Consider the following 26,655-nt stretch of genomic DNA (forward strand, 5'->3'; position numbering starts at 1 on the left):
ACTGTAAGTATGACATCTCCACTTGAAGCGCGTTCTCTTTCGTTAAAGCGCGACGGCAATACCGTCCTCGACGATGTTTCTTTCACGGTAGCGCAAGGCGAAATCTTTGCTCTGCTCGGCGGCAATGGCGCCGGGAAGTCGAGCACTCTGCTGACCTTTCTCGGCTTTCTTGATCCGTCGGGCGGTGAGGTTCTGGTCAACGGTCAGAATGTCGCGAATGACGTAACCGCTGCTCGCAATTCTATCGCCTATTTGCCAGAAGCAACGTCGCTTTATGGGCATATGACCGCCTATGAAAATCTCGACTATTTTCTTGATCTGGCCGGACGATCAGCAGGCCGCGATGAGCTGAATGCAGCATTGGACCGGGTAGCCCTTCCCGAGGAGGCCCGGTCCCGGCGATTGCAGTCCTACTCAAAAGGTATGCGGCAAAAGGCGGCTATCGCCCTGGCCCTGCTCCGCGAAACGCCCATTTTGTTGCTGGATGAACCGACATCTGGACTTGATCCGGTTGCCATCGACGAGTTCCATGATCTGGTCAAAGCCCTTGCCAAGGGAGGGCAAACCATCCTGATGGTGACGCATGATGTTTATGGAGCTTGCCAGGTAGCCGATCGGGTTGGCCTGCTTCGCCGTGGCAAATTGGTTGGCAGTTTTTCGGCGGAAAATGGCCAGCGCATTGATACAGAAACAGTGCATGCTGCCTTTGCCGAGCGAGAAGCGGCATGAGAGCAGTTACTCGTATTGCCCGCGAAGAATGGCGACTTTGGCTGCGATCAAAAGTCGTCATCGCTGCTGCGCTGATTGTTGCCGTGTTGCTTGCTGCAACAAGCCTGCTTACGATCAATCGGGTTGCGACCGAGCAAGCAGAGCGATTGGAACAGCAAGTCGCTGCCGAAGAGACATTTTTTGCTCAACCAGACAGACATCCGCACCGGATGGTTCACTATGGCCATTATGCTTTCCGCCCGCCGCCACCGCTGGCGATGTTTGAACCGGGAGTGGATGCGGTTACAGGCCAGTCGATTTTTCTGGAAGGACACCGGCAGAATACGGCCATGTTTGCTGACACAAAGGCTGCGGCTGATCTGGGCGGGTTTGCGGCGCTGACACCGGCCAGTTTATATCAGCTGCTCCTCCCATTGCTCCTGATCGTGCTGGGCCACGCCTTGTTTCTGCGCGAACGCGAAAGCGGAACATTGGCTGTTATGCTGGCACAAGGCCAATCGGGCGTGAAACTCGCTGCGGGCAAGGCAGCGGCTCTGCTTTCCGTTATCGCCATTTTCATGATCCCGCTGATAGCGCTTGCAATCTACTCAATAAGCCTTGGAGAGAGCAGCCTTGCGGCATTCTCGCTAATGGGCGGTTATTTCGCCTATTTGTGCGCCTGGGGTGCGATTGTACTTGCTGCCTCCATCATCTTGAAACAGCGCGCGGTATCGCTGGGCGTGCTGATCTTTGCATGGCTATTCGCAGCGCTGGTTGTTCCGCGCTTCGCGATCAATGCCAGCAGCGCCATGGTTGATGCGCCCGGAAAGATCGAGAGTGATCTCGTTATGCTCGCCGAACAACGCAAGCTGGGCGATGGTCATAACGCGGCCGATCCGGCCTTCCAGCGCCTACAGGCCGAAGTTCTGGAACAGTATGAAGTTGAAACAATCGAGGAATTACCAATCAACTGGCGCGGCGTGGTGGCTTCCTATTCGGAAGCAGAGCTCACCGAGTTATTGAATGGCTATGCAGAGAACCGAATGAGTCTGGAGGCAGCGCAATCGCGGATATTCGATTTCTTTGGACTTGCTTCTCCCACAATTGCAATCAGTTCAGCCTCGCGGACCTTGTCGGGAACGGATCTGGCAACGCACCACCGGTTCCTCCGCGAGAGTGAGGCGCTGCGTTTTGATTTTGTCCAGTCGCTCAATGCAGTCCATGCTGAGGAACTCGACTATGCCATCGATATGAACCGCAATGCGGATCCTGAGGCCTCACGCCGGGCGCGCGTCAATGCAGAGGCCTGGCAGGTTCTTGATGAGTTCCGATTTGTCCCAGATAGCGCTGCTGAGAGAAACAGCCGGGCGATGTTGTCGCTGGGCATATTGGCCTTCTGGCTCTTCCTCGCCGCTGCTGTTGTGTTCTTTTCTGCACGAAAGGTCCGTCTGTAATGTTCAGGAACATATTTCGCGAAGCCCGTTTCCTGACCACAGACCGGGGCGCTTTATTCTGGCTGCTATTGGCCTTTGCCCTTTCTGTTGTGGCGGTTTCCTTCGGCGTGACGGAGGTCCGGGAACAGCGGGAAACAATTTCCACTTTGATCAAGGAAGATGCTGCTGATCGAGCCAACGCCTTGCAGGGTCAGGAAGAATGGGGCAGCGCTGCCTATTATGCGTTTCATCTGACCTATGCACCGCCATCTGACTTTGCATTCGCCGCAATGGGACAGCGGGACAGCAGTCCGTGGAAACATCGGGTACGCATGCTCGCGCTCGAAGGACAGATCCACGAGTCCGATACACGGAATGCCGATTTTGGATTGGTTGGTCGATTTGACTTTGCGTTCCTCGCGGCCTCGGTCGCTCCTTTGCTTCTGATTCTGCTGCTCTATGATCTGCGGGCATCCGAACGGACCGCGCGGCGACATGACCTGCTCGTGGCGACCGCCGGTTCTCCATGGCAATTATGGTTGCCAAGAGCATTGGTTCGCATCGGCCTGCTGGCGCTTTTATTGCTTACCCCGCTCTGGGCGGCGGCACTGATCGAAGGATCATCAGCAGTCACCCTGTTGCAAGCCACTGCCATCGTGATCGGTTCCCTGCTGATCTGGTGGTTGATAGTCGAACTGGTGAGCCGCATTGACGCTGCACCATCCATTTTGCTGACAACATTGATCGGCATCTGGTTGGCCTTTGCAATCGTCATTCCCGCGCTTTCCAAGACGATGATTGAGGAAAGCAATCCTGTCCCGGATGGCGGCGAGATCTTGCTGCTTCAGCGCGAGACCGTCAATAATGCCTGGGACCTGCCCAAGGAAGACACAATGATACCATTCATTGAGGAACATCCGGAATGGGCCGAACACGCTGTTATTGACGGCCCTTGGGCCTGGAAATGGTATTATGCGTTTCAGCACGTTGGCGACCAGAAAGCAGCACCGCTGGTTGAACAATATCGCGAAGGACGATTATCGCGCGACCGGCAGGCCGGCCTCGTTTCATTGCTGTCACCCACATCCTTTGTTGAGCGCACCTTTGAAAAGCTTGCCAAAACTGATGCGGCTTCAATGATCGCTTATGAAGATGCAGTTCGTGAATTCCACGCGGAGCTGAGGGCCTTTCACTATCCGCTAATGTTTCCAGACAAGCCATATGATGAGGAATTGTTGAGCGGTTTACCCACATATACACCCCCGTCATGACAGCAAAACCCAAAGGATAATCATGTTCTTGCTTCGCTCAATTCTTGTGGCCCTGCTGGGCCTGATTGCAGTTCCAGTCCTCGCTGCTGAAGCCCAGTCATTCAAAATTGGTGATGAGATCATCGCTCCCGGAACGCGCGCAGACTTTCGCCTGACTGTGCCCTCTGTTGGCGATGAACCGGGAACCTTTATACCTGTCACCGTGCTTCACGGTGATGAAGCAGGGCCAGTGCTGGCCGCTGTCTCGGGTGTGCACGGTTTTGAATTCCCACCCATCATAGCAGCGGACCGCTTGGCGGACCGGATTGACCCAGCGGATCTAACCGGCACCGTCATTCTCGTGCGTATCGCCAATATCCCGTCTTATGAAGGGAAATCACCCCATCTCAATCCGATCGACGGGAAAAACCTCAATCGCAGCTTCCCGGGAAGTCCGTCCGGCACTTCAACCGAGCGGATCGCTGATATTCTCTCGCGCGAGGTGGTGGCGCGGGCCGATTTTCTGCTCGACCTTCACTGCGGCGATGGTGCAGAATTTCTCGAACCATTTGTTGGCGTTTACGGCGGACCGCTAGCGACCAATTTTGAGCTTGCACGGGCCGTAGGCGAAGGGTTCGGTTTTCCCAATCTCGTCCGCTATTCGATGAACACGCAACAGCAAGTGGATACTGGTAGATCTTTAAACCGACAGGGCGTAGCAAGCGGCATCCCAACAGTGCTGGTGGAGTTTGGTCAAAATGGCAGGCGCGATGAGAAGTTCGTTGCCGGGATCGTGACAGGGGTAGAAAATGCCCTCAATATCCTCGGTATCTGGGACAAGCCAACACAAAACGTACCGCCCGTACTGCGCCTGTTTGAAGGAACAACCGCCGCCCGCGCGTCGCATTCCGGCCTTTTCTATCCGGCTGATCCCGAGCGCCGATATCTTTTCAAAGGCGATCTGATCGGAACAATCCGCGATTATTCCGGCAAGGAAGTGGAGCGGATTTACGCACCGATTGATGGATATGCGCTCTACGGCATACAAGGCCCACCGGTCCGGGCAGGTTGGAGTGTTGTTACCATTGGAATACCAACAGACGGATTTTGATTGGCTCTGTTTTTATATTTTTTGGGCGGTTTTCAGTGTCCGCTTTTGCGCCCAAAGCGGTCAGAACCAGACGATCCGCAATCCGCCCAATTGCCACCTGTCTGCAAAGCGCCCCAGCTTCGGACCTTCCTATGATTTCCGCTTCAACCCAAAAAGCGGACATTGGATATTGACGATAACAAGACCGAATACAGGTCTTGTTATCGAGCCATATGTTTGACGGATGTTGCGCATCGGGATGCCGGTGACCTGCTCCCGGTTTCTTTCCTTAGCCGATAATAGTGTCTTTACACCATTCGCGGTTGATCGATGCCGGCCTATATTGTTGCAAAAGGACCCCTGAAATGAGGAGCCGGCGTTGATAACCATCATGACAAGCGTCAAGGCATTGATCCGCATTGCACTCGCCTATGGCGCTGCTTGCTTCGCCGCCTCGCTCGGGATGTTTTTGATTGCTACGCTCATGACGATTGGGCAACCGCTTTTGGAAGGCGTGACGTTCAGCGAGGATGTCGCGAACCAGGCGGGTTATCTGCCGGTATTCGCTGTCATGGCCGGGATCCTTGCTGCCCCCGTCGCTGTGGTCACGATACTTGTTTCGGAAATCCGCAAGATCACCCGGTTGTGGTTTTTCCTTATTGCCGGAGCTGTTGCAGGGCTTCCCGTCCTGTTCCGCGGCGACCAGATCACGGTGATGCGTGCTATTGAGGACTATGTTACGCTTGGTCCAATAGGTGCGGCGGCTGGTGCGACATTCTGGCTTGTTCGCCATCACAAATGGCCGGTTTAGCCCCCTTGACGCTATGCCGTTGGAAACATCACGGTGGGAGACCAGCCCATGGTGCTAGCCCTCTACACTGTACATGAAATCTCATTTCGTCCTAGTTTGTGACACAGCGTACCGGCGCAATTTCATCCGTCATCGCGGACTCCCTGGACGTCAGCACAAGCGCGTCATTTTTCATATGCAAGCTGATCAGATCGGTTGCATAGCGCACACCGCTGCCACTTTGTGATTGTGGAAGCAGCAGATTGCGGCTTTTCTTTCCGGATCTCGCGGACGGATGCGTCAGCTTGATCAGTGGCAGTTTGTCTATTGTCATGAATATGACATCGAGCGCCATGCTATTTTCGCACCGGTAAACGGTTGCGTTCCGATCCACCCGGAATGCCGGTTCAGCATTATCCAGGGTTTGAGCCAGAACCGGGTTCGGATTGGCAAGCATGATCAAAAGTGTTGCCAATTTGGCTTGTTTAATACCGGACATCATGTTCATCTATCCTGCATCCTGCAGTCGATGCTGCATTGTTTTTTTGTAGGTTCGTCGCAGCAACCAGCACAGTTGCAATAGGCCTGGCTCCAATTCAGCTTTTCCTGCCCATGTACTTTCTCCGCTGTCATCACTGCCCGTGACCACGATTCAGAAAATCTGCACCATGCGTTTTCAATATTTCGGAAACCGCCTCATTGTCGGAAAATTGCTGAATATAAACGCTATGTTGCCTCTTTGCTTCATCGCACCCCGCTCTTTGCCAGCTATTTGCAACCTGCTTGTCACGATCCGGGTTTCCACTGGTTTCACCGGTAAGATGACTGCAGATCTCGAGCCGTTCAAAATGCAGGACGAGACCAAAGGGCAAGCGGTTCGACGGACTGCCAAGCTTTTCCATATCAGCCACGAAAAAGCCCTTGGGACTTGCAGAATATTTGCGTCCGTCGGGATTTGCCGTTCGCCATGCAGGATATTCAATATGCCTATGAGGCGCCGCTTTTATAGTTGTCAGCGCCCCCCGTTCGATGAAGGTGAAGATAATTTCGTCGTTTTTCCCCGATGACCAAAACCCGCCAGTAATATTGCGGGCCACCCATTTTTCTTTGATCGAATTCTGCTGATATATAAGCGTGCCTTCTGCATCGGTCATCACCGTCACTCTGTGGTTCTGATCAATGCCAGCATATAAGACATGCTGGCCCATCAGGCATTCCAGAGAAGTGGGTTCGGGCTGTGGACTATGGACGCTGGATAGCGTCGACATCGTTATCTGGGCAGGATCCCCCAGTGCGCCCGGATTTACGAAATGCAGTTCAAGGGCGGTTTCATCCCGTTCGGGTTCGACAAGCCGATAGCGGATCTGACCGGCGCCTGCATGGACTTCGCTGATTTTCAGCCGGGTTGGCGCAAGACGTTCCCCTGTCCCCGGTTCAAGATAGTCAACGGTACCATTGCCCGCATTTGAAAAAGCCATCAGACCATCGCGAGTCTCGCCAATACACATGCTGTCGACGGACCGATAATCCGACAGATCATCCGCGTGCAGCTGCAACATGTAGAAGCCATTGTCGGTCGTCGGAAGGCTTTGCGCCGCGGCTGGGATCGGCGCGAGAGCGGCGCCGAAGCACAAGGCTGGAAGCAAAAGCCATTTCGAAAATCGGTGATGCATTTCGCAACTCCCAAAAACCTGTTCCACAACGGCAACGATATTCTGGCTTTCCAATACGCGCTCGTCGGCGCTCCCAAAATAGTGTCATCGCACTATTCCGCCAGCGATGATGCTCCCGTAATTCCTCGGTAACGCCAAAGGGAGACATGAAACATGACACGCCAGATGATAATAGTGGTAGCGGCAATGAGCCTGGGATTGAGCGGCTGCCTTGGCGGCGGGGTCCGCAGCAATGTTTCCCAGTTTAACACGCTGGAAAATGTCCCGGCATCAGCAACATTCACGGTTGTGTCGTGGCGACCAGAACTGGAAAACAGCCTGGAGTTCCGCAATTACGCGCAGCGCCTGTCCGGTATCATGCGCGAAGCTGGATTGCGGGTCGTGGAACCGGGACAGCGTGCCGACTATGTGGCCTATCTCGACTATGGTATCGATGATGGGCAACCCGTCAGCTATACTTATAATGTCCCCGAATGGGGAACGATCTACAACAGCCAAACCACGTCGACCGTTATCGATGACACGGCACCCGGGAAACAGGTAATCAACAGCACGGTCAGCGGGACGGACCCGGTTTACGGGATTAAAGGCTATACGCAGAAAACGCGAAACTCGATCGAATTTGCGCGGTTTGTAAATGTCGACATATTGGCGGCCAATGCCTCGGCGAAAACCATGCCGGTCTACGAGTTGCGTTTGAAAAGCAACGGAACGTGCGGCAGCATTCCCAGTCTGATGCCAAGATTCATGAAAGCCATCGAGAAGCGCTTCAGCCGCAAGTCCGGTTATTCCGGCAAGGTGAAAACAGGCGGCGTCGACTGCTGACTAGCCAGTCCTGTCCTTTGCCCGGTGCCTGGATATCGCGCAAAACTCGGCTTTTTCGTTTGAATTAATGAACTGAAAATGAACCATTTTTCGCAAAATATAGTGTGATCCCACTATGGGCAAACCCAGGCATTCTTTTCATGATCAGTCCAACAAGAGACAAGGGAGACGGACGGTGAAAAAGATTGGATTTCAACCCGGAATATCGATGGCAGCGATGATTTGTGTTGCGCTGACCACCGTGGGATCACAGCCCGCACACGCGCAGGCAAAGACTTTTGCAGACCATTTCAAGAAGCAGGATGGTGATGCCGCACGGCAGTCCGAACGCCGCGGCAACCAGACAGGCGATCGCCGGACCAATGCCAGACAACCGGCAACACCCGATTTTGACGGTCCCGAATATCGCCAGCACGTCGGCAGTCTGGCGGCCAATGCCGATCTGCAGTCGCTTGAGCAGCGCGGCTACGACGCGCGCCGGACGCGTCCCGGACAGCAAGTCCGCAATGAGAACGATCTGACGCCCAACGAGAGGCGGGAGCTGCAGCGTCGCGGACGGGATGCCCAGATAACCCGTGGCACGCGTCCAGGCTATGTCGCTGCTCGCAGCACATCGGGACATCCGCGAGCGACAGATACGAACACCTCGCGTCACAGCGCTGGATCACGAACAGCGCGCAGTTCCGACTTTAACGGTCCTCAATATCGCAGGCACGTTGGGGGCTTGGCGGCAAACGGCAATCTCCAACAGCTCGAGCAACGCGGCTATGATGCCCGACGGGCCCGGCCTGGCCATCAAGTCAGGGACCAATATGACCTGACGCCAACCGAACGCCGCAATCTTCAGCAGCGCGGCCGTCAGGCGCAGATCGATCGGGGTGTCCGCAATGGCTATCGCCCCGTCACAAGCGGCGGCGCTCCCGACTACCGTAAACCGGCAAACTATGGGAACCACTATCCGGGTGCCGGAAGACATCCCGCGAGGAACCCGGCAGCGAAGGCACGCCCTGTGAAGCGCGTCGTCAACGGCGTCCGAAATGGCTATACTGCGACGTCGCTGTCCAACAAGGTCTCGGGTGTGGATTTTGGCACAGAAGCTATTGGTGGCCGCAGCACCGGGTTCGGAGAATATGGCCTGGACATGACCTATGGTCAGGCGCGAACTTTTGCCAATGGCGGCGATCCGGTTGTCGCGGCCGGGCGGGCGACCCGGCGCCTGGGATCCAATCTTGTCGGCGCGGCACAGGGGATCGACCAGTCGATCCGTGATCCGCGCAAGATTCCGGGAAATATGAGACGCGCCGTCACCGGCGTTGCGCGAACCGGCGTCGGTGCGGTGCAATATGTCGGATCGGCCGCAGTCAAAACCACGAGAGACGGAGCCCGTTTCATGACCGATCCCAAATATGCGAACAAGCAGGTCAAATATGGCGCAAAACGCGCAACCAAAACGATCAGCAATATCGGCAAGTCGACCTGCAAGGGTTTTTCCACTCTTCTCGGGTTGAACAAGAAGAAGTGCCGGTAGGATTTGCCCCCAACAGCCAGGAGACAGCTCATGAAAACATTGTCTGCATTCCCAACCGTCGCAGCCCTGCTTCTGGCGCCTGTGGCCGCATTGTCGCTCTCTGGACCGGCACTGGCCAGCGGATCAACACCGCAATATCGCGCCTATTGCGAAGCAAAATATCGAACAGGCGCATTGCGGGGCATCAAACCTGGCTGGAGCTATGGCTATAATAGCAGAACCAAACGCATGGAGTGCCGGGAAAAGGATTCGATGGGTCTGAACACGTCGGTCAAGGGCAGGACTTTCTGGATCAACCTGCATGACCTTTGCCGTTTCTCAACCGGACGTTCGGATTTTCACTGGCACGGTGCCGGAAACGTATCTTGCGGCCGCGATGATCACTAATGACGAACCGTCCTGTGAACCGCCTCCAAATCTGTTTTATGGTCATTCCCGCCTTCCTCACAATATCTGGAATCGCCCTTCCTTCGCCGGCACAAGCAGCAGGCTCCTCGGTCAATCTTTCCAAATTTTGTGATGGCAAATATCGGAACGGATTGCTGCGCGGCCTGCAGTCCAAGATCGGAGCCAAATGGAACGCCAAAAAGGGGCGCTGGGGGTGCTGGATCCCTGGGCGGTTTGGCTATAACATGGTTACAACTGGCGGGTTCAAGCGGCTGAGTTACGCCGAAGCCTGTCGCCAACAGAGAGGTACGTCTCGCTATCACCTGCATGGGCGTACGGTTCATTGCGGTCAGAACACGGTTCGCCGGCCAGATCCGCCCCCACAGCCGGTCCCCGCTCCGCCAGCAAATGGCTATGGACGCGGTGAAGTACAATATACAGCACTCACTCTGTGCAACCGGTCTCGCACCGATACAATTTACGCCGCCTGGGTATGGCACGACTGGGGTGAAAATCGGCGTCCGAAAAACTGGCGGGCGCAAGGCTGGGCCAAATTGCGCCGCGCCACTGCAAAACCATGGACTTCCCGAATTACCGCAATGGTGATCCTTATGACGACACGGTTTATCTCCATGCCATGTCAGACAATATTAAATGGGGTCAAAGCGACTATAGCTTCTGCGTCCACCCTTCAACTTTTGACCATATCGACAGCGACCGGATGGCTTGCACGGCTCCGGGCCAGCGGCTGGTCAAGATGTTTGAATTTGAACTAACGCCGGGGGGCGATAACCGCTTTAACTTCAACTAGGGAGACCCCTAGGCTTTCATCGGGTTTGCGAGATCGGGATATCGGACAGCCTCCAACGTGTCCCGGATTCTGTCGGACAATGTTCGAGCTTGAGGCCTTCACCCGTAGAAATCGAACGCGCGATCCCGAGACCCAGTCCATGGGGGCCATGATTCTGATCGCGCTCCTGTTCATCATGCTCATGGTCAAAATTTGCCACGATATCTGGTGGCAAGCCCGAACCATCATCGGTCACGTCGATCCAGGCGCGTCCATCGTCCAGTCCGGTTTTTACGGCAATGCAAGATGCGCCGGAATGCTTGATCGCATTATCGATCAGATTTGACAAAATGCGGTGAATGGCCACTGACGGTACCGCCAGGACCAGATCGCTCTTGTCGATTTCGAGGGCGCAGCCATTGGCCAGCGCCTCTTCGGCAAACATTTGTTCCAGCGTCAGCAAATGCTCATCCAGCGCTGTCTCCTGGCGACTTTGGGCGTCTTCGGTTTTCCTCTGGATTGTTGTGACAGCGCCTTCTTCGTCGAGCGTTGTTGCCGACAACAGCTGATCGATATAATCAATGCTCCATTCCAGCGCCCGGTGCAGTTCCCGGTTCTTGGGGTCCACGCCCGACAATGCACTTTGCAGCGAAACAAGCGGCTGGCGTAAATCATGCCGCGTTTCGGAAAGACTGCGCCGTGCGCGACTAATCTCGGCAAGGGCGATATTGCGATCAACATGGGCCTGTGCCAACCGGTTGGCGATCTCACTGCTTTGCATCGCAGCCGCGAGCTGTTGCTCCTTTGATGCATCCCGTTCCTGAATGATGCCGCGTACCTGGCTGATGATCGCTGCCCCGAAGACCAGGCAATCCAGCACCAGCAGAAACAGGGCGGCGGTGTCGAACAGATCATTATATCGGGCGACATCGGGAAAGCCGGCGCGTATGGTAAGCATGATGTAAGCCAGCAGGATGAAAAAACCGAGGGCGAACAAACCTGCGCCTTTGACTTTTTCCCGAAGCGCCGTCCAAACGAAATAACCGACAAAAGCCAAGAATCCGGTCCCGGTGGCGATCATGATGATGGTCGTGACCGGCAGATGAAACACTGCGCCAACCAGAGAATTCAGGACGGTTGCTGCCACGACAAACAGGGCAATCCGAAACATGCGCGGTGCGTTGTGCGAGGCATTGGTGAAACTGGTCGCAAAGAAGAAATAGAAAACGCACCACGAAAGCCGCAGGATGCGTTTTATGCCGTCATGGTGGATGGAGAAAAATTCTGGCAGATAGGGCGTCGCATAACCATAGGTATGAACGTTCAGCAAGATCAGCGTGAACGTGTAAAGCGAAAACAGGGCGATGACAGTCGAGCGCATCAGGATCGCAAATCCGGTGGCCAGCACGACGGCAAACAGGGTCGCACCAAAATACAGGCCATGAACGGCAGTCACCGACTGGCGTTTGGCTATAAACTGTTCCTCGGATACCAGACTGATCGGAAACGCACGGTCGCTGGCGGCGACACGGATATCAATATCAAGCCGGATCAATCCGCTTTCCGCTATAACGACCGGCCGGGATGCCAGCTGGAGGTTTTGGCTGCTCAGCGTTTCTGCATCCCTGAACCGCTGGCGGGATTGCAGAAGAATTTCCGTCTCGCCCTGATCTACGAGGCTTATGAGAACCTCTGCCCGTGCCGCTTCCTCCGTCACAACCCTGAAAAGGAGAGGTTTTTCAGTGCTGTTTTCAAGTTGCAAACTATATCGGACAAATTCCAGCTCGCCATTTTGTTCCCGCAAAACCGGTTTTGCAATGGCCTGAATATCTTCGATCGTTGAAATATTTGCGAGATCAACCACGGTCTGGTTGGCTTTTGCTTCCTCGCTCATCATTGTCAGAGCAAGGAAGGAAAACAGGACCAGCAGCGGCAGTGTAAGCCAGCCAAATTGCCTGTATTGTTGGTGCGGCACATGCTGGTTGATAATATCGGGCATGCTGTTCATATTGTGCGTGCCGTTCCGGATATTGCTGACAAGCCGCTGGAACAAAGCGTGGTGGGGGGACAATGGACATTATTCACTCGCAAAATCCCCTGCGGATCGTCCTCGGAGATGATCATGCGGTCGTGCGTGCGGGGCTGCGAGGCGTGCTGGAACGGGATGGTCGCTTCGCCATCCTTGCAGATGCTCAGGACGGCCTCAAAACCATCGCAGCAACCAAACAGCACCGCCCGGATATTCTGATTGTCGATATTGCCATGCCGGTCATCACCGGACTGGAAGTGGTTGAAGAGATCTGCCGCTGGTGCCCGGATACAAAAATCGTCCTGATGACCGGCTTGCAAAACCCGACCATTATGAAATGCGCCGTGGCGAGTGGGGCGCACGGTCTCCTTTTGAAGGGCGATGAAATTGATCAATGGCCCCAGCTCCTCTGTGACATCGCTGGTGGCGAAATGCGGGTTTCGAAGAGTGTGAAAGCGGTTCTCGAAGAACCGTCCATTCACGACAGCCTGACCAGGCGGGAACGGCAGATACTCATCGGCCTGATACAAGGTGGCAGCAACGGGGCGCTGGCGGCCCGGCTCGGGATCAGCACCAACACAGTCAACAATCATCGCACCAGCCTGATGCAAAAATTGGATGTGCACTCACTCGCCGAACTCATGACATTGGCGGCGCGTGACGGGCTCTTGGAAATCGTTGATCACACACGGATTGTAGACAACGGCAGCGCCGATGACAGCCTGGAGTGATTTCGGGCAGATCAGCACAATCATCGCGATGGCCCTCCAAATGCCGCCTGAAATACCGCTTTAATGATCCCATTTTCTGTTTCCTGCAACCAAATCAGAAGGGATTCACTGTACGGTGCATTGGTCTATAATGAACTGGTGTGATCACACCATTCTATGGTTGTTGCAACCCGTGAATTGAATTGCGTGGCGGGTTGCTTGGCCTTGGTTCCGATCAGGCCGCATCAATGTCCGCTTTTGCACCCATCGCGGTCAGAACCAGACATTCCGCTGTCGGCCCAATTCCAGTCTCGAGTCAAATCGACTGCCATTGTATGGAAAGTCGAAGGCCGGCAAACTGCCGCTAGGGGTCACGCAACAAATTTGTCGCATCAATCTGAATATTGATTTCATCGAGCTTTGAACGCAGATCGACGATTAAACCGCCAATATCTTGACTACTGGTCTTGGCGGCCTGCCTTTTTACGACGGTTACATGAGCATCTTCTAACCGTGCAGTGACAAGCGCAAACAATCCCGTTCGTACCTTGATTGGGTCAATTTCGTCGTCTGTATCTGCCATGCCCTTACCCATGCTCGACTTAGCATGGAAGTCCACATGCAGCTTTTGCAAAAATGCAGATAAACCACTGGACTTGGTTGTGTGTTCGAGCTTTGCTGTCGGTGTCGCAACTATCGGATGCGACAAGCCGCCCGCCGCAGAGGCGATCCGCGGCTTGGGTCGGTGGAAGCGCTGGCCCCTCCAGCGCCAAACTGGAGACAAAACATGTCCACCAAATCAAAGCCTCAAACCAAATCCGCAAAAGTCATCACGCTGCTATCGCGAACCAAGGGGGCTACTCTCGATGAGATATGCAAAGCCACCAATTGGAAATCACACAGCGTCCGCGCCTTCCTGACAGGTCTACGCAAGAAGGGCTTCGTGCTTACGCGCGAACAGCGAGGCGATGACGGTACCGCCTATCGGATCACGCAAAGCCCAGGCAAAAAAGAGCTCAAAGGTGCGGCATGACTTTGCTGGGCAATAAATTGGCCGAGCTTTCGGTAATGCCCCCTGTCCAGTTGCGGTCTGCCTAGCGTGATACGTTCAAGTCGCCTGCGCCCGATATCGGACCAGACCTGCTTCGGCGCGGGATCGCCAACCACCTGCAGGAACGCATCCACGGTAGCCTGACTGGTGCTACCAAACGGGAGATCGAGAGGCTTCGCAACCGCGTCGAAAGAACCGGTAAAGCTGGCCACATGCATGCAATCTCTCTCAAGACTGGAACAAGACTGGTCAGGTCATGGAACGGCAAAAGCTATCATGCCCTAGTCTCCGATAATGGCTTTGAATTTGAAGGCCGCCATTATGCAAGCCTCAGCCACATTGCCCGAGAGATAACCGGCGCGCATTGGTCTGGCCCTCGGTTCTTCGGACTGAAGAAGCGAAGCGGCTACAAGTCGAAGGCTGCTGCCGATGGCTGAGCGCATCAAACGCAAGCGCTGCGCTATCTACACCCGCAAATCGACAGAAGAGGGCCTGGAGCAGGATTTTAACAGTCTGGATGCACAGCGCGAAGCTTGTGCCGCCTATATCCTCAGCCAGGCCAGCGAGGGCTGGGAAGCAGTTTCCGAGCTTTATGACGATGGGGGATGGTCTGGCGGGAATATGGAACGCCCCGCTCTCAAACAGCTGCTGAAGGATGTCACAGCCGGCAAGGTCGATATCATTGTCGTCTACAAGGTTGATCGCTTGACCCGAGCGCTGGCCGACTTTGCAAAGATCGTTGAGATATTGGATGAGAACGAGGCGAGTTTCGTAAGCGTTACACAATCGTTCAACACAACCACCAGCATGGGACGTCTCACGCTCAACGTCCTGCTCTCCTTCGCCCAGTTTGAGCGAGAGGTCACCGGAGAGCGTATCCGGGACAAGGTTGCAGCATCCAAGAAGAAAGGCATGTGGATGGGTGGACCAGTGCCACTCGGGTATAGAGTGGAAGACAGAAAACTGTTGTTTGAGCCATCGGAAGTGGAATCGGTCCGCTACATTTTTAACCGCTATATCGAGCTCAAGTCTGTTCCGAAGCTAGTGGATGATCTGGCAGCGAAAAACTTTCGTACCCGCAAACGGGTGATGTCCAATGGCCGCGTGCTCGGCGGGGTTCATATTGCAACCGGCGCCCTAACACTGATGCTGCAAAACCCGATCTATATTGGCAAGATCCGGCATCGCGGGGAGCTATATGATGGTGAACATGAGCCAATAATTTCACAGGAACAGTTTGATCAGGTGCAGGCGATCTTCTCAGACAATCGTCGAGACAAAGCCCTGGGCAAAAAAAGTCGCAATCCCAGTCTCTTGACGGGAATGATCACCGATCCGGATGGCAGACCCATGTCTCCAACCCAGTCGAAGAAACAGTCCCGCACCTATCGATATTATTCCACGCGCTTCAAACCTCTGGAGGATAAGGCCTCTGCCTGGCATCTTCCTGCTGGAGATCTGGAACAGACTGTTGTCAAAACCGTTGCCAACCACCTGTCACGCGGACTCATCTGGGAATCAGAAGACAGGACCTTGAGCAAGGACAGGATCGATCAGTATCGGGAAACTGCCAAGCACCTCCCATGCTTGAGCATTGTCGAGCAAAGAAAGTTCCTTCTCAATTGCCGTGCAAAAGTTCAAGTAAAGGCTAAGGCCGTGAAAATCAGTCTGAGCATCGAAAAGCATTCCGATCCCATCAATATCTCCGTTGATACGAAACTGGTTAGCAAAGGATCAGAATTGCGGTTGGCAGTCGCGCCGGACAACGGCTCGGCAAAGCATGAGCCCGATCCGGTATTGCTCCGCCTCATAGCACAAGCTTTTGCCGCTCGGGATTTTCTGTTCGAGGGAGTAGCTTCACCGATCATATCCGACTATTCGCAAAGGCACTTGAGAAATCTAGCGCGGCTCAGCTTTCTGGCACCCGATATCATCACCGCCATCGTGCAAGGATCGCAACCGGTTAACCTGACAGGAAGGCGGCTTCTACGCGCTGGTGACCTCCCGCTTGATTGGGCCGGTCAGCGAACCCTTCTGGGGTTTGAATAGAGCCAAAATTACACAAAATTCAAAAGTGCATCTGGTGCCAGCGTTTCGGGACATCGAGATAATCCGGCTAATTGCAGGCATATGGCGGGCGCCAAATGGTCTCTGGAGCACCGTTCACCCAACCGGATAGGGCTAAGCTACCGAAACTTGGGGATTAAACGGGCGACCGATTTCTGTCACCGGAGACACTCGAAATTGGGAAAAGAAATGGTGCTGCTAGGGAGAATTGAACTCCCGACCTCGTCATTACCAATGACGCGCTCTACCACTGAGCTACAGCAGCACTAGTTTCTACCGGGAGCGGCTCGCTCCGGGTCCCGCGCCTAAGACCAAATGGTTACCAACTTGTCAAGCGCAGTTGCGTTTTTGATGGGATGCTGGCAAAAACTCTCCATGCCCAAACCCCAAAGCCCCGACGACAAGCAGCGCAAGGAAGCGGAGAAAGCCGAGCGGCTGGCCGAACAGCTGCGCGCCAATTTGCGACGCCGCAAGGCGCAGGCCAAGGATCTTAAAGACGACCAGAATTAAGCCGACACAACCGCCCGTTCCGGCTTGATCAACTCGAATTCGGTCACCGCCTCGATAAATTTCCGCGAGACCGGCGTCACTTGCTCGGTTTTGGGATCAAACCAGACATAGGTCAGGTTGATGGCGTTGAGCAGCACATCGTCGCGCACGATATGGACCAGTACCGAATAGCTCGTCCGTCCGAAACGGGTCACCCGCATGCAGATATCGATCAGCTCATCCGCCTTGGCCGGCGCGTGAAAGTCGACCTCGGCGTGGCGCACCCAATTGTCTCCGCCAAACAGTTCCAGAAATTTGCCGAGCGAATCATCATTGCCTGTGGCGCCGACCAGCGCACGAAAATATTCGGTCACACCGACATCGGCAAATGCCAGATAATTAGCATTGAAAACAATGCCCTGCATATCCGCCTCGGCATAGCGCACGCGCAGCGGCGTGATCAGGCGAAACCCGTCGCGGGGGTTGGTCGTTTTGGTGGTCATGAGATTATGTCTGATCCTGAATGATGAGCGGTGCACCCGCCAGAGGGTCTCCGGGCAGGTTTGCGGGCAGCAAGAGCAATTGATCTTATAGCGGCTGGCATTGCTGCTGGAGCCAGTCCAGCGCGTCACCGTCGAGCTGAGGGCCGACAATGGCGAGCACCTGAGCATGATAGGCATCGACCCATTGGCGCTGGCTGTCCGACAGCATCGCCCGGTCGATCAATCGCCGGTCGAGCGGAGCAAAGGTGAGGGTTTCGAAACCGAGCATCTCCTGCTCTGCCCCCGCAATTTCCCGCTCTTCGACCAGAATCAGGTTTTCGATCCGGATGCCAAATTCATCGGTCTTGTAATAGCCCGGCTCGTTCGAACAGATCATGCCGGCCACCAAAGGTTCTGCGAACCCACCAAAGGCAGCGATGCGCTGTGGCCCTTCATGGACCGAGAGATAGGCACCGACGCCGTGGCCGGTACCATGGGCATAATCGACGCCATCGGCCCAGAGATATTGGCGCGCGAGAATATCCAGCTGACCGCCGGTCGTGCCTTTCGGGAACACCGCTTTGGCGAGGGCAATATGCCCCTGCAAAACCTGGGTGTAGCGCTTGATCATCTCGGCTGTCGGTTCCCCCACCGCCATGGTTCGGGTGACATCGGTGGTGCCATCGCGATATTGCCCGCCGCTATCCACCAGATACAATGTGCCGGATTCAATCTTGCGGTTGGTCTCTTCGTTGACGCTATAGTGGCACAGCGCGCCATTGGGTCCGGCACCAGAGATCGTGCGGAAGGACAGGTCCATCAGCTTGTCCGACTGGCCGCGGAATTCTGCCAGCTTGGCCGCCACCGACAGCTCGTCATGGGTTCCATTCAGCGACTCTTGCGAGAACCAGTGCAGGAACCGGCTGAGCGCCGCGCCGTCGCGGGCTTGCGCAGATTTATGGCCTTGCACTTCGACATCATTCTTGATCGCCTTGGCGAGGATCGTCGGATCCCGTTTCTTGACGATCGTCGCGCCCGCGCCATCCAGTTGTTCGAATATCGCCGCGACGGACCGCTCGGGATCAACCCCGATGGTCTGGCCTTTCTGCTCCGCAAGAGCCGCCGGAAATTCGTCATAGTCCCGCAGCGCCACCGCATTGCCGAGATGCACCCGGACTTCGTCGGTCAGCTTTTCCGGTGCAACAAACAGCTCCGCGCTGCCATCCGCTTTGACGATCGCATAACCGCGGGGAACCGGGGTGTTGGCGATATCCTTGCCGCGAATGTTAAACGCCCAGGCGACCGAATCCAGTGCGGCAATCACGGTGGCATCGAGACCTTCCTGCTGGAGCCAATCGGCAATGTCAGCGCGTTTTTCCATGGCGGTCTTGCCGGCAAATTCGTCAGGCTGGACATCGAGCTTGGCGAGCGACGGTGTCGGCTGATTGTCCCAGATTGCATCGATCGGGTTGTGCTTGACGGCGACCAGCTTGGCCCCGGCCTTCGCCAGCTTCGCCGCCGCCGATTTCGACCAGTCCTGGGTGTGCAGCCAGGCATCATAGCCAATATCTGCGCCTTTCGGAGCATTGGCGCCCAGCCATTCAATCAGGCTCTGGTCCGCGGTGCCGACATATTCATAGAGATTGCCATCGACCTGATCACGGACCTGAATCGTATAGCGGCCATCGACAAATATCGCGGCCTTGTCCTTGAGCACAACCGCCGCGCCCGCAGAACCGCCAAAGCCGGTCAGCCAGGCCAGGCGCTGCGCATAGTCGCCGACATATTCGCTCATATGCTCATCGCAGATCGGCACCACAAAACCGTCGATTCCGTCTTTCGCCATTTGCTCGCGCAGGGCTTTGAGCCGCGCTTCATAGGTGGACATCAACATCGGTTTCGAAACTCCTTGAATTAGTGGCTGTCCAAACACATAGGTGTTTTAGTCCATCTCCGCCACCGATTTCACGGAGGATAACCGTTATGAAACAGATATTATTCCCCTTGCTGCTGGCCGCCAATCTGGCTGCTGCTCCCGCTTTCGCCGAATCTCCAACCACAGAAGAGACCATGACCGAAAAACTGACAAATCCTCCCGTGGCGGAACAGCGCCCCTATAGTTACGAGCGCCATGGCTATACCATCAGCGATCCCTATCACTGGCTGAAAGACCAGAGCTATCCAAAGATTGATGACGAAGATGTGCTCGATTATCTGAAAGCCGAAAACCAGTGGTTCGAACAGAATATGACGGGTCAGAAGGCCCTCACCGACACGCTGTTCGAGGAGATGAAGGCCCGGATCAAGGAAGATGATTCCACCGTTCCGCAGAAAGACGGCGACTGGATTTACTGGAGCAAGTTCGAGGAAGGCGCGCAATATCGGCAGCATTATCGCAAGCCCGTCGCTGGCGGTGCCGATGTCCTGATCCTCGATGAGAATATTCTCGCCAAGGACAAGGAATATTTCCGGCTCGGCGCGATGTCGGTCAGCCCGGATGGCAAACTGCTCGCCTTTTCGGTGGACGACACCGGCGCCGAGCGCTTTGAAGCGCGCTTCAAGAATCTCGAAACCGGAGAAATGCTCACCGATGTTATTCCGGGCACATTGTCGAGCCTGGTCTGGTCGGCGGATTCCACCAAGCTGCTCTACGGCCTGGCGAATGAGAACTGGCGGACCGACAATGCCCGGATGCACGTCATGGGCACAGATCCCAAGGACGATATCCTGCTCTACAAGGAAGAGCAGGACGGCTTCACGGTTGGCATCGGCCTGACCCAGTCGGAAAAATTTATCACCATCGCCACCGGCGACAATGAAACCAGCGAAGTCCGCCTGGTCCCAACCGACAACCCGGCAGCGGAGCCGATATTGATTTCACCGCGCCAAAAGGGACGCGAATATTCGGTCGAGGAGCATGATGGCACGCTCTATATTCTGACCAATGACGATCATGTGAACTTTCGCCTCGCCACAGCAACGCTAGACGAGCCGGATCAATGGACAACCTTGCTCGCCGGGTCGGACGAATTCTATCTGACCGACGTGACGCCGTTCAAGGACTTCTACGTCACCGAGGGCCGCGAAAACGGCCTCGATCAGATCGATATCTGGTCCTATGACAGCGGCGTCAAAGACCGCATCAAATTTCCGGAAGCCAGCTATAATGCCGGCCTCGATGACAATCCGGAATATGATGTGACCAAATTGCGGATCTCCTATGAATCCATGGTCACGCCCGATACGGTCTATGACTTCACCGTCGCCAACGGCCTATTGGAAACACTGAAGGTTCAGGAAATCCCGTCCGGCTATGATGCCGAGGAATATGTCACCGAGCGACTGACGATCAAAGCGCGAGACGGTGCGATGGTGCCGGTATCGCTGGTCTACAAAAAGGGCACCCAATTGGACGGCAGCGCGCCGCTTCATCTCTATGCCTATGGCGCTTATGGTTACGCCGTTCCGCCCAGCTTCTCGACCACTCGCCTGTCGCTGGTCGATCGCGGGTTCATTTACGCGATCGCCCATATCCGCGGCGGCGACGATCTCGGTCGCAACTGGTATCTGCAAGGCAAATTGATGCAGCGGACAAACACGTTCAACGATTTTGTCGATGTCGCGAAGGGTTTGATCGCCAAGGACTATACCAGCACCGGGCGGGTAACCGCTTCTGGCGGGTCGGCCGGCGGCGAACTGATGGGTGCGGTCGTGAACAGCGATCCAGACCTGTTCGGCGCCGTGGTGGCGCATGTGCCTTTTGTCGATGTGCTCAACACGATGCAGGATGAAAGCCTGCCGCTCACCCCGGGCGAATGGCCGGAATGGGGCAACCCGATCACCGACAAGGCCGCGTTTGAATATATCCGCAGCTATTCTCCCTATGACCAGGTCAGCGCGCAAGACTATCCGCCGATGCTGATCACTGGCGGCCTCAATGACCCGCGCGTGACCTATTGGGAACCGGCCAAATGGACGGCGAAATTGCGGGCGACCAAGACCGATGACAATATCCTGTTGCTCAAGACCAATATGGGTGCGGGGCATGGCGGCAAATCCGGCCGCTGGAACCGGGTTCAGGAAACCGCCGAGGAATTTGCCTTTATCCTCTGGCAAATGGGCCTGACTGCTTCCGACTGATGCGCGATCATCATCTGGAGATTGTCGCGCAACCGGCCGATATTGACGAACTGGGTCATGTCAATAATGCCGTCTGGGTCCGCTGGATCCAGGAAGTTGCCACCAGCCATTGGGAAGCCATTGCCCCGCCGGAGGCAGTTGCCCGCTATATCTGGGTCGTCAGCCGGCATGAGATTGATTATCGCGGCAATGTGGCCGCCGGTGAACGGGTGACCGCGCGCACCTGGATTTCGGAGCCGCCCAAAGGCGCGCGATTTTGGCGCAACGTCGAATTTTCAGGACCGGATGGAAAGATCAGGGTGTCGGCCAAGACCAATTGGGCGATCATCGACCAAACCAGTGGCCGACCGGTGCGTGTGCCGGCCGAGCTCGCAGCCTTATTCCTGTCTGTCGACCCCTAGGTTGCGCTGAATCAGGGCGCCGGTATTGGCGTGACGGGCGCGAGTGGCGACGGTTGATCAACCCGCTCCCCTTCAGCCGTGCGCAATTGCTGCGGCTCTAATATGGCAGCGGTTTCGATCACGTCCAGCGCCCTTCGCGCTTCGTTGTAGCGCCGTGCCTTTTCCATCCAGCCCGCCGACTGCTCTTCGTCGGTGCCGCTGCCCGGCAGCTTTTCAATCTCGGATATCGCCGCATCCACATTGCCATTCTCGACATAGCGTTTGGCCCGTATCAACCGCTGCTGCGGTACCGGTGACGGTGTACCGTCCCGCCGAATCACAAACAGTTCGGATAGTTCCCGCTTGAGGTCGGTCCAGAATCCTTCGCCGCTCGAACCGCTGGTCAGGGTCGGGCCGATATCATCCAGCCCGGACGCCAGTTCTTCCAATGTGACCGGTTCGCGAGACGCGTTGACAATGGTGGTGACCGCTTTCGGCTGCGCATCGCCGAAACGCAGGCGCAATTGCGATTCGATATAGCCGAGCGGCGAACCGCGATCGAGCGCCCTGCGCGCGGCAAAGGCAATCAGCAAGCCTTCGGCCCGCGCGGCGTTGCCGGATGCGGCCTGTGCCTGCACGTTGATCCGTGACAAGCGGTCTTCCAGATCGGCCACCCGAACCGCCAGCGCCCGCTCTTTTTCAGGGGTCAAAGCCGGAACCGGAGCCAGATCAGTCTTGACTGGCGGTGGCAATACGGTGCCGTCCGCATCGATGCGCTTGGCCAGAGCGTCAGCGGGATCCACTTTCCCTGGCACCGCAGCAACCGGAGTGGCGGCCTCGACTTTTTCATCATTCTCGAATGGATTGTAACGAGACAAGACCCAGCCGGTCAGGATCGCTCCACCGATGAAGGCCACAATCATCAATATCAGCACATTGCGTGTGAGATTGCTCTTTGCGGGCCCGGTATTTGTTCTCTCGTAATCGCGACTCATTCAGCATCCTCTGCTTTGTCCGGCGTGTCATTTTCAGCCAGGACTTTGTCCCAGACATAGTCGTCCAGCAGCATCCAGTAAAGCATCGTCGGTGGGACGGTCGGCAATGGCGACTGACAGCCACCCGTCACCCGCCGCGGCAGCAATATTGGCAGAAAGCGCGACAAGATGCTGCTGTGACCGGTCGATCGTCAGACGCTCCATCTCGGCCAGCAATATTTTTGCCGCCCGCACGGAATAAAGCAAAATCACCTGCTCGCTGGCGGCCAGCATTTCCTGCGCTGCCAATCCCAAGGTCAGCGCACGCGCCTGATAGGTCTTGCACATGGTGATCGATCGGTCTTCTGGCACCAATGCGACATGATCCTTGCCGGTGAGCCGCAAAATCCGGTGATAGCGGTCTGCCGGCAGCGATGCGAGCAGAGCCTGCGCGCCATCATCGCCGGTTATCGCTACCGCCAGTCCCGCAGCCCTTGCCGCCTGCGCCGTGGCGGCGCCGACAGCCAATACCGGCAGATCACGATAGGCCTCCAGTTGTGAGCCAGCATGAATCACTGCATTGGCACTGGTGACCATCAACGCATCAAAATTCTCTGCCGATGGTGCATCCCAGCCGATCGGTTCGATCGCGAAAAGTGGATCGACAACCGAGTCCATGCCCAGTTCCGCCGCGCGTTTTGCCGTTTCCGTCGCCCCATCGCGCGGGCGCAAGATCAGCAGTCGCCGATTCACTGGCTGAACACGGCTCGCAATGCGGGACTTGCGCGTCCCAACAATTTCCGCGCAAGACGCGCTGGTGCCGCCACGTCGCCGGACTCAAAATCGCTGCTCTCCGACTGGCTTTCACTGCCATCGGGCAAGAGAATCTCCGCCCGAAGATGAATGGCGACACCGTCAACAGTGGCCAGCGCAGCCACCGGACTGTGACAGTCGGCGGTGAGTTCCTTGAGAAAGGACCGTTCGGCGGTCACCGCGCGATAAGTCCTGGTGCACGAAATGCCCCGCAAGATCCGGCGCATGCCCTGATTGTCGCTCAGTGTCTCGATGCCGACGGCGCCCTGGGCCGGGGCCGGCAACATGATGTCATCTGCGATCTCCTGTCCGAAATCGTCCATGCCAAGTCGGTTCAGTCCTGCTGCTGCCAGCAATGTCGCGGCAAATTCTCCACTTTCAATCTTCCCCAAACGGGTCTGCACATTGCCACGAATCAGGCGGATATCGAGATCCGGCCGTTGACGCAGCAATTGGGCTTTTCGGCGCGGCGATGCCGTTCCAACAACAGCATTGTCCGGCAAAGCGGCAATATTGTCGACACCAACCAACCGGTCGTGGATATCGGCCCGTTCGAGCATCGCCCCAATCACAAATGCCGAGGGGCGAAGCGTTTCGACATCTTTCATGCTGTGAACAGCGCAATCAATTTCGCTTTCGAACAGCGCCCGGTCCAGTTCCTTGGTCCATAGCGCCTTGCCGCCGACTTCTGCCAGCGCGCGGTCCTGAATCTTGTCTCCGGTGGCGATCATCGGGACCAGTTCGACTTGATCGGGTCGCCATCCCTGGGACGACAGAATGGCTTTGGCGGTCAATTCTGCTTGCACCATGGCCAACGGAGACTGGCGGGTTCCGATGCGTAGCGGCCGGTCAAAACCGGGGCGAATTTCCTTGCGGATGGGATCACGGGTCGTCATGGCCCTTGTCCTAATCGGTTCAGGGCTTAGATACCAGTGACATGAGCATCATTTTGGGTCTGGAATCGAGCTGCGACGAAACAGCAGCAGCACTGGTCACTTCAGATCGCCAGATTCTGGCCCATCAACTGGCCGGACAGGAAGCCGCCCATGCCCCCTTTGGCGGGGTCGTTCCCGAGATTGCCGCGCGGGCACATGCCGAGATCCTGTCGCCGCTGATTGCTGCTGCGCTAAAGCAAGCGGATAGGACACTGGATGAAGTGGATGCAATTGCCGCGACCGCTGGTCCAGGCTTGATCGGCGGCGTGATGGTCGGGCTGGTTACCGGCAAGGCCATCGCGATGGCGACCGGCAAGCCGCTGATCGCGGTCAATCATCTTGAAGGCCATGCGCTGTCGCCGCGGCTCAGCAATCCGGATCTCTCTTTTCCCTATCTGCTCCTGCTGGCCTCTGGTGGACATTGCCAGATTTTGCGCGTCGAAGGCGTCGATCGCTATCAGCGCCTGGCCACCACGATAGACGACGCTGCGGGGGAAGCGTTTGACAAGACCGCAAAAATATTGGGCCTGGGCTATCCCGGCGGACCCAAAGTCGAGCAACTCGCGGCTCAGGGCGATCCGCAGGCCGTGCCTTTGCCACGGCCGCTGCTCCGGTCCAAAGAACCGCATTTTTCCTTCGCCGGTCTCAAAAGCGCAGTCCTGCGCGCGCACCAGACCGGAGAGCACCGCCCCGAAGACATTGCCGCCGCCTTTCAGCAGGCCACCGTGGATTGTCTGCAGGATCGCCTCGAAAAAACGATCCGGGACCATGATCCAGTCGACCATCTCGTGGTCGCTGGCGGTGTTGCGGCCAATGGACCGATCCGGGCCATGCTTGAGCAGCTGGCCGCCGACCATGGCATGGATTTCACCGCGCCGCCGGGATGGTTATGTACCGACAATGCCGCAATGATCGCCTGGGCCGGTGCCGAGCGCCTGGCCGCCGGTCTGACCGACACGCTCGATTGCCTGGCGCGCCCGCGCTGGCCGCTCGATCCGGGTGCAGAAAAAGCCCGCGGAGCAGGAGTCAAAGCATGACCGAAATGCAAAACCAAACAAAACCCCTGATCGGCGTGGTCGGTGCCGGCGCCTGGGGCACGGCGCTGGCGCAGGTCCTGTGCGACGGGACCGACCAGCTGCTGCTCTGGGCCCGCGAACCGCAGGTTGTTGACCAGATCAATAGCAGCCATGAGAACCGCAGCTTTCTGGCTGGCCATGCCCTGCAACCGCAGATCCGCGCAACCAATGACATGACGGACCTTGCGGGTTGTGATGCACTGGTGATTGTCACGCCCGCCCAGCATATGCGCGCCAGTCTCGAGGCCTTGCCAGCGACCGATGCGCCGCTATTGCTGTGCAGCAAAGGCATGGAAAACGACACGCATATGCTGATGAGCGAGGTCGCCAAAGCGGTGCGGCCGGACAATCCGATCGCGGTGTTGTCCGGACCGACCTTCGCCCATGAAGTGGCGCAAGGCCTTCCTACCGCGCTAACCCTCGCCTGTGAAACTGAAGCTTTATGGAACCAGCTCTATCCACTGGTCGCGAAAGCCAGTTTCCGGCCCTATTTTTCAACCGATATTGTTGGCGCTGAAATTGGCGGTGCCATCAAGAATGTCCTCGCGATCGGCTGCGGCGTGGTGGACGGCAGCGGTCTCGGTCAAAACGCCCGCGCTTCGCTGATTGGCCGCGGCTTTGCCGAAATGTTGCGCTATGGCGCGGCGCGCGGAGCCGAGACCGAAACCTTGTCCGGCCTGTGTGGCCTTGGCGATCTGGTCCTGACCTGCTCGTCCACCAGCTCGCGCAATTTCTCGCTCGGCAAAGGGCTTGGTGAAGGCCAGTCCGCCGCGACCTTGATGGTTGATCGCGCAACCGTTGCAGAGGGCGCGTTCACCGCGCCGGTCCTGCAGCGCGACGCCCGACAGCGCGGAATCGACATGCCGATCGTCGATGCGGTGTGCGATCTGTTGCAAGGCGACACCGATACCCCTTCGATCGTCAGAGCCTTGATGAGCCGGCCGCTGGCGCCAGAGCGCCGATAGCGTCGTTCAAACGTCATACAGGTGCAAAAGATGACAAGAGCTTTTCAGTGGCGTAAAGCCTGAGGCTTGA

29 protein-coding genes and 1 tRNA gene are annotated in these 26,655 nt (G+C 56.4%); 20 read left to right on the forward strand and 10 right to left on the reverse strand.

Going from position 1 to position 26,655, the window contains the following annotated elements; genetic code table 11:
* Window positions 1-9 precede the first annotated feature (9 nt).
* The 5 genes from ACZ1GS_RS13830 (at window position 10) to ACZ1GS_RS13850 (ending at window position 5,292) form a co-directional block, all read left to right on the forward strand.
* Window positions 10-729: an ABC transporter ATP-binding protein gene (locus tag ACZ1GS_RS13830; protein WP_472695753.1), complete on the forward strand. Its 720-nt coding sequence runs from the start codon at window positions 10-12 to the stop codon at window positions 727-729.
* Window positions 726-2,162, forward strand: coding sequence for a DUF3526 domain-containing protein (locus ACZ1GS_RS13835; protein ID WP_472695754.1), 1,437 nt, complete (start codon window positions 726-728; stop codon window positions 2,160-2,162). Before ACZ1GS_RS13830 ends, ACZ1GS_RS13835 begins: the two co-directional genes overlap by 4 nt.
* Window positions 2,162-3,412, forward strand: coding sequence for a DUF3526 domain-containing protein (locus tag ACZ1GS_RS13840; RefSeq protein WP_472695755.1), 1,251 nt, complete (start codon window positions 2,162-2,164; stop codon window positions 3,410-3,412). The genes ACZ1GS_RS13835 and ACZ1GS_RS13840 overlap by 1 nt, the downstream gene beginning before the upstream one ends.
* Before the next feature lie 22 nt (window positions 3,413-3,434).
* On the forward strand, window positions 3,435-4,502 hold the full coding sequence (locus tag ACZ1GS_RS13845; RefSeq protein ID WP_472695756.1) for a M14 family metallopeptidase: 1,068 nt from the start codon (window positions 3,435-3,437) through the stop codon (window positions 4,500-4,502).
* Between the two features lie 358 nt (window positions 4,503-4,860).
* Window positions 4,861-5,292 (forward strand): hypothetical protein, encoded by a 432-nt coding sequence (locus tag ACZ1GS_RS13850; protein WP_472695757.1) that lies wholly within the window; start codon window positions 4,861-4,863, stop codon window positions 5,290-5,292.
* 91 nt (window positions 5,293-5,383) lie between these two features.
* Here ACZ1GS_RS13850 and ACZ1GS_RS13855 read toward each other — a convergent pair whose 3' ends face one another.
* Together ACZ1GS_RS13855 and ACZ1GS_RS13860 are read right to left on the reverse strand one after the other, a co-directional pair.
* Complete coding sequence (locus tag ACZ1GS_RS13855; RefSeq protein ID WP_472695758.1) at window positions 5,384-5,773, reverse strand: hypothetical protein; 390 nt, start codon at window positions 5,771-5,773, stop codon at window positions 5,384-5,386.
* Between the two features lie 130 nt (window positions 5,774-5,903).
* Entirely contained in the window at window positions 5,904-6,479 is a 576-nt protein-coding gene (locus ACZ1GS_RS13860) for a hypothetical protein (RefSeq protein WP_472695759.1), read from the reverse strand.
* 102 nt (window positions 6,480-6,581) lie between these two features.
* Here ACZ1GS_RS13860 and ACZ1GS_RS13865 point away from each other — a divergent pair, with 102 nt between their 5' ends.
* The 6 genes from ACZ1GS_RS13865 to ACZ1GS_RS13890 all read left to right on the forward strand — a co-directional run bounded on the left by ACZ1GS_RS13865 (window position 6,582) and on the right by ACZ1GS_RS13890 (window position 10,495).
* Window positions 6,582-6,740, forward strand: coding sequence for a hypothetical protein (locus ACZ1GS_RS13865; protein ID WP_472695760.1), 159 nt, complete (start codon window positions 6,582-6,584; stop codon window positions 6,738-6,740).
* A gap of 75 nt (window positions 6,741-6,815) precedes the next feature.
* On the forward strand, window positions 6,816-7,076 hold the full coding sequence (locus ACZ1GS_RS13870) for a hypothetical protein (protein ID WP_472695761.1): 261 nt from the start codon (window positions 6,816-6,818) through the stop codon (window positions 7,074-7,076).
* A 21-nt stretch (window positions 7,077-7,097) separates the two neighbouring features.
* Entirely contained in the window at window positions 7,098-7,769 is a 672-nt protein-coding gene (locus tag ACZ1GS_RS13875) for a hypothetical protein (protein WP_472695762.1), read from the forward strand.
* A 175-nt stretch (window positions 7,770-7,944) separates the two neighbouring features.
* Complete coding sequence (locus ACZ1GS_RS13880) at window positions 7,945-9,297, forward strand: hypothetical protein (RefSeq protein WP_472695763.1); 1,353 nt, start codon at window positions 7,945-7,947, stop codon at window positions 9,295-9,297.
* Window positions 9,298-9,327: 30 nt separating this feature from the next.
* Window positions 9,328-9,684, forward strand: a complete 357-nt coding sequence (locus tag ACZ1GS_RS13885) for a hypothetical protein (protein ID WP_472695764.1) — start codon at window positions 9,328-9,330, stop codon at window positions 9,682-9,684.
* 577 nt (window positions 9,685-10,261) lie between these two features.
* Complete coding sequence (locus ACZ1GS_RS13890) at window positions 10,262-10,495, forward strand: hypothetical protein (RefSeq protein ID WP_472695765.1); 234 nt, start codon at window positions 10,262-10,264, stop codon at window positions 10,493-10,495.
* A gap of 16 nt (window positions 10,496-10,511) precedes the next feature.
* Here the strand turns inward: ACZ1GS_RS13890 and ACZ1GS_RS13895 are convergent, their stop codons facing one another.
* Window positions 10,512-12,482: a sensor histidine kinase gene (locus tag ACZ1GS_RS13895; RefSeq protein WP_472695766.1), complete on the reverse strand. Its 1,971-nt coding sequence runs from the start codon at window positions 12,480-12,482 to the stop codon at window positions 10,512-10,514.
* A gap of 62 nt (window positions 12,483-12,544) precedes the next feature.
* On the opposite strand from ACZ1GS_RS13895, the gene ACZ1GS_RS13900 reads away from it, so the two are divergent.
* Entirely contained in the window at window positions 12,545-13,234 is a 690-nt protein-coding gene (locus ACZ1GS_RS13900) for a response regulator (protein ID WP_472695767.1), read from the forward strand.
* A gap of 343 nt (window positions 13,235-13,577) precedes the next feature.
* Here ACZ1GS_RS13900 and ACZ1GS_RS13905 read toward each other — a convergent pair whose 3' ends face one another.
* The gene (locus tag ACZ1GS_RS13905) at window positions 13,578-13,922 is read right to left on the reverse strand and encodes a hypothetical protein (RefSeq protein WP_472695768.1); all 345 of its coding nucleotides are present in this window, start codon (window positions 13,920-13,922) and stop codon (window positions 13,578-13,580) included.
* Between the two features lie 78 nt (window positions 13,923-14,000).
* On the opposite strand from ACZ1GS_RS13905, the gene ACZ1GS_RS13910 reads away from it, so the two are divergent.
* The 3 genes from ACZ1GS_RS13910 (at window position 14,001) to ACZ1GS_RS13920 (ending at window position 16,313) form a co-directional block, all read left to right on the forward strand.
* The gene (locus tag ACZ1GS_RS13910; RefSeq protein WP_472695769.1) at window positions 14,001-14,246 is read left to right on the forward strand and encodes a DUF3489 domain-containing protein; all 246 of its coding nucleotides are present in this window, start codon (window positions 14,001-14,003) and stop codon (window positions 14,244-14,246) included.
* Window positions 14,247-14,368: 122 nt separating this feature from the next.
* Entirely contained in the window at window positions 14,369-14,701 is a 333-nt protein-coding gene (locus ACZ1GS_RS13915; RefSeq protein ID WP_472698147.1) for a DUF2924 domain-containing protein, read from the forward strand.
* Complete coding sequence (locus ACZ1GS_RS13920) at window positions 14,694-16,313, forward strand: recombinase family protein (protein ID WP_472695770.1); 1,620 nt, start codon at window positions 14,694-14,696, stop codon at window positions 16,311-16,313. Before ACZ1GS_RS13915 ends, ACZ1GS_RS13920 begins: the two co-directional genes overlap by 8 nt.
* A gap of 208 nt (window positions 16,314-16,521) precedes the next feature.
* Here ACZ1GS_RS13920 and ACZ1GS_RS13925 read toward each other — a convergent pair.
* Window positions 16,522-16,596 (reverse strand) — tRNA-Thr (locus tag ACZ1GS_RS13925).
* Between the two features lie 110 nt (window positions 16,597-16,706).
* Here ACZ1GS_RS13925 and ACZ1GS_RS13930 point away from each other — a divergent pair.
* Complete coding sequence (locus ACZ1GS_RS13930) at window positions 16,707-16,841, forward strand: hypothetical protein (RefSeq protein WP_472695771.1); 135 nt, start codon at window positions 16,707-16,709, stop codon at window positions 16,839-16,841.
* Here the strand turns inward: ACZ1GS_RS13930 and ACZ1GS_RS13935 are convergent.
* Both ACZ1GS_RS13935 and ACZ1GS_RS13940 read right to left on the reverse strand, forming a co-directional pair.
* The gene (locus tag ACZ1GS_RS13935) at window positions 16,838-17,323 is read right to left on the reverse strand and encodes an acyl-CoA thioesterase (protein WP_472695772.1); all 486 of its coding nucleotides are present in this window, start codon (window positions 17,321-17,323) and stop codon (window positions 16,838-16,840) included. The two genes, ACZ1GS_RS13930 and ACZ1GS_RS13935, sit on opposite strands and share 4 nt — an antisense overlap.
* 85 nt (window positions 17,324-17,408) lie before the next feature.
* On the reverse strand, window positions 17,409-19,190 hold the full coding sequence (locus ACZ1GS_RS13940) for an aminopeptidase P family protein (RefSeq protein WP_472698148.1): 1,782 nt from the start codon (window positions 19,188-19,190) through the stop codon (window positions 17,409-17,411).
* 182 nt (window positions 19,191-19,372) lie between these two features.
* Between ACZ1GS_RS13940 and ACZ1GS_RS13945 the strand changes: the two genes are divergently transcribed.
* Entirely contained in the window at window positions 19,373-21,442 is a 2,070-nt protein-coding gene (locus ACZ1GS_RS13945; protein WP_472698149.1) for a S9 family peptidase, read from the forward strand.
* Window positions 21,442-21,843, forward strand: a complete 402-nt coding sequence (locus ACZ1GS_RS13950; RefSeq protein WP_472695773.1) for an acyl-CoA thioesterase — start codon at window positions 21,442-21,444, stop codon at window positions 21,841-21,843. The genes ACZ1GS_RS13945 and ACZ1GS_RS13950 overlap by 1 nt, the downstream gene beginning before the upstream one ends.
* 11 nt (window positions 21,844-21,854) lie before the next feature.
* Here ACZ1GS_RS13950 and ACZ1GS_RS13955 read toward each other — a convergent pair whose 3' ends face one another.
* Genes ACZ1GS_RS13955 through hemC form a run of 3 tightly spaced genes read right to left on the reverse strand, consistent with a single transcriptional unit; the run spans window position 21,855 to window position 24,505 of the window.
* Window positions 21,855-22,817, reverse strand: coding sequence for a mitofilin family membrane protein (locus tag ACZ1GS_RS13955; protein ID WP_472695774.1), 963 nt, complete (start codon window positions 22,815-22,817; stop codon window positions 21,855-21,857).
* A 33-nt stretch (window positions 22,818-22,850) separates the two neighbouring features.
* Window positions 22,851-23,549: a uroporphyrinogen-III synthase gene (locus ACZ1GS_RS13960; RefSeq protein ID WP_472695775.1), complete on the reverse strand. Its 699-nt coding sequence runs from the start codon at window positions 23,547-23,549 to the stop codon at window positions 22,851-22,853.
* Window positions 23,546-24,505: a hydroxymethylbilane synthase gene (gene hemC, locus ACZ1GS_RS13965; protein ID WP_472695776.1), complete on the reverse strand. Its 960-nt coding sequence runs from the start codon at window positions 24,503-24,505 to the stop codon at window positions 23,546-23,548. The genes ACZ1GS_RS13960 and hemC overlap by 4 nt, the downstream gene beginning before the upstream one ends.
* A gap of 41 nt (window positions 24,506-24,546) precedes the next feature.
* Between hemC and tsaD the strand changes: the two genes are divergently transcribed.
* Window positions 24,547-25,581 (forward strand): tRNA (adenosine(37)-N6)-threonylcarbamoyltransferase complex transferase subunit TsaD, encoded by a 1,035-nt coding sequence (gene tsaD, locus ACZ1GS_RS13970; RefSeq protein ID WP_472695777.1) that lies wholly within the window; start codon window positions 24,547-24,549, stop codon window positions 25,579-25,581.
* Window positions 25,578-26,585, forward strand: a complete 1,008-nt coding sequence (locus ACZ1GS_RS13975) for an NAD(P)H-dependent glycerol-3-phosphate dehydrogenase (RefSeq protein ID WP_472695778.1) — start codon at window positions 25,578-25,580, stop codon at window positions 26,583-26,585. The genes tsaD and ACZ1GS_RS13975 overlap by 4 nt, the downstream gene beginning before the upstream one ends.
* Window positions 26,586-26,655 lie beyond the last annotated feature (70 nt).

This window comes from Parasphingorhabdus sp. W113 (genome assembly GCF_055693205.1).

Excerpts from the sequence above, each read along its gene's own strand:
- ACZ1GS_RS13830 (WP_472695753.1), top strand. The coding sequence starts at position 10 with ATGACATCTCCACTTGAAGCGCGTTCTCTTTCGTTAAAGCGCGACGGC.
- ACZ1GS_RS13835 (WP_472695754.1), top strand. The coding sequence starts at position 726 with ATGAGAGCAGTTACTCGTATTGCCCGCGAAGAATGGCGACTTTGGCTG.
- ACZ1GS_RS13840 (WP_472695755.1), top strand. The coding sequence starts at position 2,162 with ATGTTCAGGAACATATTTCGCGAAGCCCGTTTCCTGACCACAGACCGG.
- ACZ1GS_RS13845 (WP_472695756.1), top strand. The coding sequence starts at position 3,435 with ATGTTCTTGCTTCGCTCAATTCTTGTGGCCCTGCTGGGCCTGATTGCA.
- ACZ1GS_RS13855 (WP_472695758.1), bottom strand. The coding sequence starts at position 5,773 with ATGATGTCCGGTATTAAACAAGCCAAATTGGCAACACTTTTGATCATG.
- ACZ1GS_RS13860 (WP_472695759.1), bottom strand. The coding sequence starts at position 6,479 with ATGGGCCAGCATGTCTTATATGCTGGCATTGATCAGAACCACAGAGTG.
- ACZ1GS_RS13865 (WP_472695760.1), top strand. The coding sequence starts at position 6,582 with ATGCAGTTCAAGGGCGGTTTCATCCCGTTCGGGTTCGACAAGCCGATA.
- ACZ1GS_RS13875 (WP_472695762.1), top strand. The coding sequence starts at position 7,098 with ATGACACGCCAGATGATAATAGTGGTAGCGGCAATGAGCCTGGGATTG.
- ACZ1GS_RS13885 (WP_472695764.1), top strand. The coding sequence starts at position 9,328 with ATGAAAACATTGTCTGCATTCCCAACCGTCGCAGCCCTGCTTCTGGCG.
- ACZ1GS_RS13890 (WP_472695765.1), top strand. The coding sequence starts at position 10,262 with ATGGACTTCCCGAATTACCGCAATGGTGATCCTTATGACGACACGGTT.
- ACZ1GS_RS13895 (WP_472695766.1), bottom strand. The coding sequence starts at position 12,482 with ATGAACAGCATGCCCGATATTATCAACCAGCATGTGCCGCACCAACAA.
- ACZ1GS_RS13900 (WP_472695767.1), top strand. The coding sequence starts at position 12,545 with ATGGACATTATTCACTCGCAAAATCCCCTGCGGATCGTCCTCGGAGAT.
- ACZ1GS_RS13910 (WP_472695769.1), top strand. The coding sequence starts at position 14,001 with ATGTCCACCAAATCAAAGCCTCAAACCAAATCCGCAAAAGTCATCACG.
- ACZ1GS_RS13920 (WP_472695770.1), top strand. The coding sequence starts at position 14,694 with ATGGCTGAGCGCATCAAACGCAAGCGCTGCGCTATCTACACCCGCAAA.
- ACZ1GS_RS13930 (WP_472695771.1), top strand. The coding sequence starts at position 16,707 with ATGCCCAAACCCCAAAGCCCCGACGACAAGCAGCGCAAGGAAGCGGAG.
- ACZ1GS_RS13935 (WP_472695772.1), bottom strand. The coding sequence starts at position 17,323 with ATGACCACCAAAACGACCAACCCCCGCGACGGGTTTCGCCTGATCACG.
- ACZ1GS_RS13940 (WP_472698148.1), bottom strand. The coding sequence starts at position 19,190 with ATGTCCACCTATGAAGCGCGGCTCAAAGCCCTGCGCGAGCAAATGGCG.
- ACZ1GS_RS13945 (WP_472698149.1), top strand. The coding sequence starts at position 19,373 with ATGACCGAAAAACTGACAAATCCTCCCGTGGCGGAACAGCGCCCCTAT.
- ACZ1GS_RS13950 (WP_472695773.1), top strand. The coding sequence starts at position 21,442 with ATGCGCGATCATCATCTGGAGATTGTCGCGCAACCGGCCGATATTGAC.
- ACZ1GS_RS13955 (WP_472695774.1), bottom strand. The coding sequence starts at position 22,817 with ATGAGTCGCGATTACGAGAGAACAAATACCGGGCCCGCAAAGAGCAAT.
- hemC (WP_472695776.1), bottom strand. The coding sequence starts at position 24,505 with ATGACGACCCGTGATCCCATCCGCAAGGAAATTCGCCCCGGTTTTGAC.
- tsaD (WP_472695777.1), top strand. The coding sequence starts at position 24,547 with ATGAGCATCATTTTGGGTCTGGAATCGAGCTGCGACGAAACAGCAGCA.
- ACZ1GS_RS13975 (WP_472695778.1), top strand. The coding sequence starts at position 25,578 with ATGACCGAAATGCAAAACCAAACAAAACCCCTGATCGGCGTGGTCGGT.